Source organism: Salmonella sp. NW38 (assembly GCF_051807745.1).
In the GTDB taxonomy this organism is placed as follows: Bacteria; Pseudomonadota; Gammaproteobacteria; order Enterobacterales; family Enterobacteriaceae; genus Salmonella; species Salmonella enterica.
In genome coordinates this window covers 185,451-193,473 of sequence record NZ_JAMMTO010000005.1, presented here as the reverse complement: position 1 = coordinate 193,473, position 8,023 = coordinate 185,451, and the positions used below count along the sequence as shown (strand labels likewise).

The window sequence follows — 8,023 nt, the reverse complement described above, 5'->3', positions numbered from 1 at the left end:
GCTTTTACCGGGCGGCAGGATGAATGGCTGTCCACGACGCTATACCCGAAAGAAAGCGGCTTATCGGTCAGTTTCACTTCTTCATAAAACCCGCTTCGGCGGGTTTTTGCTTTTACAGGGCGACAGGATGAATGACTGTCCACGACACTATACCCAAAAGAAAGCGGCTTATCGGTCAGTTTCACCTCTTCATAAAACCCGTCAGTGTAAGCTGGCGGGTTTATGCTTTTACCGGGCGGCAGGATGAATGGCTGTCCACGACGCTATACCCGAAAGAAAGCGGCTTATCGGTCAGTTTCACCTCTTCATAAAACCCGCTTCGGCGGGTTTTTGCTTATCAGGCCGGTGAAGGGTATAGAGGTTGCAGAAGACGCCAGCGTCCCTATCCGGCAATTAATTGACAGCCGTGGTGACATAATATTATTCGTTTTTGTGATGAGAAACACAAAACGCTATAGACTGCGCTATTTTTAGTTGAAGTGAAAAGCAATCGATTTCTTTCACAAAATTACATCCTGAAAAACAGCAAGAAAGCGGTGTAAATTATTTGTTGTAAATGAAAATTAAATGTATGAAATATTTTGGTTAAAATTTTATTAAATGTTTCTTTACAAACAAATAAGGTAAAAAAATGTGACGCGTAACGGTTTTTAAGCGCATTTACCTCCGGTTTATACTTAAATTTGAGAAATTACGCTTTAAATTTAACGCTGGAATTGTCGATAAAATGTCCCGTAATTGATTGAAATATCGTCTTCATAGGATGTCGAAAATAGGAGGTAAAATAGACTGGTTATCGCCATAATATATCGTTATCCCGACCCTATTTTTTGATTGAAATCAGACTAAGTTGCTGTTTTATTTTTGTATCTCATTGAATTAATAGGTTTTATTTATTTAATAAAGACCATGTAAAAATTGCGGTAAGTTAATTTGTGAGTGGTCGCACATAACCTTTAAGATTTAATTTGCTACACTTCCTGCCGTTCACAATGTTATTTCAGAGCGGTAGATATGAATACTCTTGTTCTCCCTAAAACACAGCATTTGGTGGTCTTTCAGGAAGTCATTAGAAGTGGTTCTATCGGTTCTGCCGCAAAATCGTTAGGGTTAACCCAGCCCGCCGTCAGTAAAATCATTAGCGATGTTGAGGCCTATTTTGGCGTTGAGCTAATTGTACGCAAAAATACCGGCGTTACGTTGACCGAAGCGGGACAGGTACTGCTTTCCTGGTCTGAATCTATCACCCGCGAAATGAAAAACATGATCAACGAGATGAACAGTATGACGTGCAATACCGTTGTCGACGTCTCGTTTGGCTTTCCTTCGCTGATTGGCTTTACCTTCATGTCCGATATGATTCATAAGTTCAAAGAGGTCTTTCCAAAAGCGCAGGTATCCATGTACGAAGCCCAGCTCTCTTCATTCCTGCCGGCCCTGCGCGACGGGCGGCTGGACTTTGCTATTGGTACGCTCAGTAATGAAATGCAGCTACAGGATCTGCATGTCGAGCCGCTGTTTGAATCAGAGTTTGTCCTGGTAGCCAGCAAGTCCCGAACATGCACCGGCACCATCACACTGGAATCGTTAAAGGACGAACAGTGGGTGTTGCCGCAAACGAATATGGGCTACTACAGCGAATTACTCACCACTCTACAACGAAATGGCATCAGCATCGAAAACATTGTTAAAACAGATTCCGTTGTCACAATATATAATCTTGTTCTCAATGCTGATTTCTTAACTGTTATTCCCTGCGATATGACCACGCCTTTTGGCTCTAATCAATTTATCACGATACCCATAAAAGACACGTTACCCGTCGCACGTTATGCGGCGGTATGGTCTAAAAATTATCGTATCAAAAAAGCCGCTTCAGTATTAGTAGAATTGGCTAAGCAATATTCATCATATAATGGATGCAGACGCAGGCAGTTAATAGAAATTGAATGATATGGAATAAACATATTTAGCGAGATTGACGCCAACTGTTTCTTTTGAACAGTGGGCAACGGTAACTTATTTTTAATACCCAGGTTAAGAGGTTATAATGCACATTACATACGATCTCCCGGTTGCAATTGAAGATATCCTCGAAGCGAAAAAAAGACTGGCGGGGAAGATATATAAAACGGGAATGCCTCGCTCTAACTATTTTAGTGAACGTTGCAAAGGCGAAATATTTCTCAAGTTTGAAAATATGCAGCGTACGGGTTCATTTAAAATTCGTGGCGCTTTTAACAAACTTAGCTCGTTAACGGAGGCGGAAAAACGTAAAGGCGTCGTGGCCTGTTCCGCAGGTAATCATGCACAGGGCGTTTCTCTTTCTTGCGCAATGCTGGGTATTGACGGCAAAGTCGTGATGCCGAAGGGCGCGCCAAAGTCAAAAGTGGCGGCCACCTGTGATTATTCGGCGGAAGTGGTGCTCCACGGTGACAACTTCAATGACACCATTGCTAAGGTGAGTGAAATTGTCGAAACCGAAGGCCGCATTTTTATTCCGCCTTACGACGATCCAAAAGTCATCGCCGGACAGGGCACTATTGGTCTGGAAATTATGGAAGATCTGTACGATGTCGATAATGTCATCGTGCCTATTGGCGGCGGCGGTTTAATTGCAGGTATTGCCATTGCGATTAAATCGATTAACCCGACCATTAAAGTTATCGGCGTACAGGCCGAAAATGTTCACGGTATGGCGGCGTCTTATTACGCTGGCGAAATAACCACGCACCGAACGACCGGCACCCTGGCGGATGGTTGTGATGTCTCCCGCCCGGGTAATTTAACCTATGAAATTGTTCGTGAATTAGTCGATGACATTGTTCTGGTTAGCGAAGATGAAATTCGTAACAGCATGATCGCTTTAATTCAGCGCAATAAGGTTATTACTGAAGGCGCTGGCGCTCTGGCCTGCGCCGCACTATTAAGCGGGAAATTAGATAGCCATATTCAGAACAGAAAAACGGTCAGTATTATTTCTGGCGGCAATATCGATCTTTCTCGTGTATCACAAATTACGGGTTTAGTTGACGCTTAATCTTTTCGTGAGGATAGGATATGAGTACTACTGATAGCATTGTATCCAGCCAGGCAAAACAGTCGTCATGGCGTAAATCGGACACGACGTGGACGCTGGGTTTATTTGGTACCGCCATTGGCGCCGGGGTGCTGTTTTTCCCTATCCGCGCCGGGTTTGGCGGGCTTATCCCCATTCTGCTGATGCTGGTTTTAGCTTACCCCATTGCGTTCTATTGTCACCGGGCGCTGGCGCGTCTGTGTTTATCCGGATCTAATCCGTCCGGCAATATTACGGAAACGGTCGAAGAGCACTTTGGTAAAACGGGCGGGGTAGTTATCACGTTCCTTTACTTCTTTGCGATTTGTCCGCTGCTGTGGATTTATGGCGTCACCATTACTAACACGTTCATGACGTTTTGGGAAAACCAGTTGCAGATGCCAGCGTTGAATCGCGGTTTCGTGGCGCTGTTCTTGCTGCTGCTGATGGCCTTTGTGATCTGGTTTGGTAAAGATCTGATGGTTAAGGTGATGAGTTACCTGGTATGGCCGTTTATCGCCAGCCTGGTGCTAATCTCATTATCGCTGATTCCTTACTGGAACTCGGCGGTTATCGATCAGGTTGATCTCAGTAATATCGCGCTGACCGGGCATGATGGCATACTGGTTACGGTGTGGCTGGGCATCTCTATCATGGTGTTCTCCTTTAACTTTTCGCCCATCGTCTCTTCCTTCGTGGTGTCTAAGCGGGAAGAGTATGAGAAAGAGTTTGGTCGCGAATTTACCGAGCGGAAATGTTCACAGATCATCTCGCGCGCCAGTATGCTGATGGTCGCCGTGGTGATGTTCTTCGCCTTTAGCTGCCTGTTTACGCTCTCTCCGCAGAACATGGCGGATGCGAAAGCGCAGAACATTCCGGTACTTTCCTACCTGGCCAACCATTTCGCCTCTTTGTCGGGGACAAAATCTACTTTTGCAACGGTGCTGGAGTATGGCGCGTCTATCATCGCGCTGGTTGCTATTTTCAAATCTTTCTTCGGTCACTACCTGGGGACGCTGGAAGGGCTGAACGGCCTGGTGCTGAAATTCGGTTATAAAGGCGATAAAACCAAAGTCTCTATGGGCAAGCTTAACACCATCAGCATGATCTTCATTATGGGGTCTACCTGGGTCGTAGCTTACGCAAACCCGAACATTCTGGACCTGATTGAAGCGATGGGCGCGCCGATTATCGCCTCGCTGTTATGCCTGCTGCCGATGTACGCCATTCGTAAAGCGCCGTCGCTGGCGAAGTACCGTGGTCGTCTGGATAACGTGTTCGTCACCCTGATTGGTCTGCTGACCATCCTGAATATTGTCTACAAATTGTTCTAATCCTCACGTTTAGCCTGCGTTCCGCCCCAGGGCGCGGACGCAGGCTGACATCGACGGAGGCACTACATGAATGAATTTCCGGTCGTTCTGGTCATTAATTGCGGATCATCTTCTATCAAATTCTCTGTACTGGATGTCGCTACCTGTGATGTTTTAATGGCGGGAATAGCAGATGGAATGAATACTGAAAACGCCTTTTTATCTATTAATGGCGGTAAGCCGATACACCTCGCGCACTCTAATTATGAGGACGCGTTAAAAGCCATTGCCTTTGAGCTGGAAAAACGTGATTTAACGGATAGCGTGGCATTAATTGGTCACCGTATCGCGCACGGTGGAGAGCTATTTACACAGTCCGTCATTATTACCGATGAGATTATCGATAATATTCGTCGGGTATCACCTTTGGCGCCGCTGCATAATTACGCTAATTTAAGCGGCATTGACGCGGCGCGGCACCTTTTCCCGGCCGTGCGTCAGGTGGCGGTATTTGATACCAGTTTCCACCAGACGCTGGCGCCGGAAGCCTATTTGTACGGATTGCCGTGGGAGTATTTTTCCAGCCTGGGTGTGCGTCGCTACGGCTTTCACGGTACGTCGCATCGCTATGTTTCGCGGCGCGCGTATGAACTACTCGATCTCGATGAAAAAAACTCGGGTCTGATTGTCGCGCATCTGGGCAATGGGGCGTCTATCTGCGCGGTACGCAATGGTCAGAGCGTGGATACCTCAATGGGGATGACGCCGCTTGAGGGGCTGATGATGGGCACTCGCAGCGGCGACGTTGATTTCGGCGCGATGGCGTGGATAGCCAAAGAAACCGGGCAGACGTTGAGCGATCTGGAGCGAGTGGTGAATAAAGAGTCCGGTTTGCTCGGCATCTCCGGGTTGTCATCCGACCTTAGAGTCCTGGAAAAAGCCTGGCACGAAGGACATGAGCGCGCCCGGTTAGCGATAAAAACGTTTGTCCACCGTATCGCCCGTCACATTGCCGGACACGCGGCATCGTTACATCGGCTGGATGGCATTATTTTTACCGGCGGTATTGGTGAAAATTCAGTATTAATTCGCCAGTTGGTGATTGAACATTTGGGCGTACTGGGGCTTACGTTAGACGTTGAAATGAATAAGCAGCTGAATTCTCACGGCGAGCGCATTATTTCCGCTAACCCTTCTCAGGTTATTTGCGCTGTTATTCCCACGAATGAAGAGAAAATGATTGCCCTTGATGCCATTCATTTAGGCAACGTGAAAGCACCAGTGGAATTTGCATAACTTAACGGTTGTTCTGTAGAGAGATTATTTTTCATGAAGGTAAATATCGATACCAGCGATATGCTGTATGCTGAAGCATGGCGTGATTTTAAAGGTACGGACTGGAAAGAAGAAATTAATGTCCGTGATTTTATTCAGCATAACTATACGCCCTATGAGGGGGATGAATCTTTTCTCGCCGACGCGACGCCAGCGACCACGGCGTTGTGGGAAAAGGTGATGGCGGGAATACGTATCGAGAACGCGACCCATGCGCCGGTGGATTTCGATACCAACATCGCGACGACGATTACCGCGCATGATGCGGGGTATATTGAAAAAGATCTGGAAAAAATCGTCGGTTTACAAACGGATAAGCCGCTTAAACGCGCTTTGCATCCGTTTGGCGGCGTTAACATGATCAAAAGTTCATTCCACGCCTATGGCCGCGAAATGGACGCCGATTTTGAATATACCTTTACCGACCTGCGGAAAACCCATAATCAGGGCGTATTCGATGTTTACTCGCCGGATATGCTGCGCTGCCGTAAATCCGGCGTATTAACCGGTTTGCCGGATGGTTATGGTCGCGGGCGCATTATTGGCGATTATCGCCGCGTCGCGCTGTATGGCATCCGTTATCTGGTGCGCGAACGCGAGCTGCAATTCGCCGACCTGCAGTCGAATCTGGAGCGGGGACAGAATCTTGAGGCGACGATTCGCCTGCGTGAGGAGTTGGCGGAGCACCGTCGCGCGCTGCTGCAAATGCAAGAGATGGCGGCGAAATACGGCTATGATATCTCCCGCCCGGCGCGGAACGCGCAGGAAGCGGTACAGTGGCTCTACTTCGCTTATCTGGCGGCGGTAAAATCGCAAAATGGCGGTGCAATGTCGCTGGGAAGAACCGCCTCGTTCCTTGATATCTACATTGAGCGCGATTTCAACGCGGGCCTTCTGACAGAGCAGCAGGCGCAGGAACTGATCGACCATTTCATCATGAAGATCCGCATGGTGCGCTTCCTGCGCACGCCGGAATTTGACTCGCTCTTTTCCGGCGATCCGATCTGGGCCACTGAAGTTATTGGCGGGATGGGGCTTGATGGCCGCACGCTGGTGACGAAGAACTCCTTCCGTTATCTGCATACCCTGCACACGATGGGGCCAGCGCCGGAGCCGAACCTGACCATACTGTGGTCAGAAGCGTTGCCGGTGGCATTCAAAAAATATGCTGCGCAGGTCTCCATCGTGACCTCATCTTTGCAGTATGAAAACGACGATTTAATGCGTACCGACTTTAACAGCGACGATTACGCCATCGCTTGTTGCGTCAGCCCGATGGTCATCGGTAAGCAGATGCAGTTCTTCGGCGCGCGCGCCAACCTTGCCAAAACGTTGCTGTACGCTATCAATGGCGGCGTTGACGAGAAACTGAAAATCCAGGTTGGGCCGAAAACCGCGCCGTTAACGGATGAGGTGCTGGATTACGACGCGGTAATGGAGAGCCTCGACCATTTTATGGACTGGCTGGCGGTGCAGTACATTAGCGCGCTGAACATCATTCACTACATGCACGATAAGTACAGCTATGAAGCTTCGCTGATGGCGCTGCACGACCGTGATGTGTATCGGACGATGGCGTGCGGCATCGCCGGACTGTCGGTGGCGGCGGATTCCCTGTCCGCCATCAGGTACGCTCAGGTGAAGCCGATCCGCGACGAAAACGGCCTTGCCATCGACTTTGCTATTGAAGGCGAGTATCCGCAGTACGGCAACAACGATGAGCGCGTGGACAGCATCGCCTGCGACCTGGTGAAACGCTTTATGCAAAAAATTAGCGTGTTGCCGACGTATCGCAATGCGGTGCCGACGCAGTCCATTTTGACCATCACCTCGAACGTCGTGTACGGGCAGAAGACCGGCAATACGCCGGATGGACGCCGCGCCGGAACGCCGTTCGCGCCGGGGGCGAACCCGATGCACGGTCGTGACCGCAAAGGGGCGGTGGCCTCGCTGACGTCGGTGGCGAAACTGCCGTTTACCTACGCCAAAGACGGTATTTCGTACACCTTCTCGATTGTGCCTGCGGCGCTCGGGAAAGAAGATGCGGTGCGGAAAACCAATCTTGTCGGCCTGCTGGACGGCTATTTCCATCATGAAGCACAGGTAGAAGGCGGGCAGCATCTGAACGTCAATGTCATGAACCGTGAAATGTTGCTGGATGCGATTGAACATCCGGAAAACTACCCGAACCTGACGATCCGCGTTTCCGGCTATGCCGTGCGCTTCAATGCGCTGACTCGTGAGCAGCAACAGGACGTTATTTCGCGCACCTTTACTCAGGCGATGTAACGTGAACGGGGCGATCGTGTGGATCGCC

General features: G+C 49.1%; 6 protein-coding genes. 5 read left to right on the top strand and 1 reads right to left on the bottom strand.

Annotated features, from left to right (window positions below):
- The coding region (locus NA624_RS11070) for a hypothetical protein (RefSeq protein ID WP_001550575.1) at window positions 1–185 on the bottom strand (185 nt) is incomplete at its 3' end.
- A gap of 829 nt (window positions 186–1,014) precedes the next feature.
- Between NA624_RS11070 and tdcA the strand changes: the two genes are divergently transcribed.
- The 5 genes from tdcA (at window position 1,015) to pflB (ending at window position 7,995) form a co-directional block, all read left to right on the top strand.
- Window positions 1,015–1,953 carry a transcriptional regulator TdcA gene (gene tdcA, locus NA624_RS11065; RefSeq protein ID WP_001094907.1) on the top strand — a complete coding sequence of 313 codons (939 nt, stop codon included), beginning with the start codon at window positions 1,015–1,017 and terminating at the stop codon, window positions 1,951–1,953.
- 97 nt (window positions 1,954–2,050) lie between these two features.
- Entirely contained in the window at window positions 2,051–3,040 is a 990-nt protein-coding gene (gene tdcB, locus NA624_RS11060; RefSeq protein ID WP_000548368.1) for a bifunctional threonine ammonia-lyase/L-serine ammonia-lyase TdcB, read from the top strand.
- 20 nt (window positions 3,041–3,060) lie between these two features.
- Window positions 3,061–4,392 carry a threonine/serine transporter TdcC gene (tdcC, locus tag NA624_RS11055; protein ID WP_000108129.1) on the top strand — a complete coding sequence of 444 codons (1,332 nt, stop codon included), beginning with the start codon at window positions 3,061–3,063 and terminating at the stop codon, window positions 4,390–4,392.
- A 66-nt stretch (window positions 4,393–4,458) separates the two neighbouring features.
- Window positions 4,459–5,667: a propionate kinase gene (gene tdcD / locus NA624_RS11050; protein WP_001001862.1), complete on the top strand. Its 1,209-nt coding sequence runs from the start codon at window positions 4,459–4,461 to the stop codon at window positions 5,665–5,667.
- A 33-nt stretch (window positions 5,668–5,700) separates the two neighbouring features.
- A complete protein-coding gene (gene pflB / locus NA624_RS11045) occupies window positions 5,701–7,995 on the top strand; it encodes a formate C-acetyltransferase (RefSeq protein WP_000867316.1) in 2,295 nt (764 codons plus the stop codon).
- Window positions 7,996–8,023 lie beyond the last annotated feature (28 nt).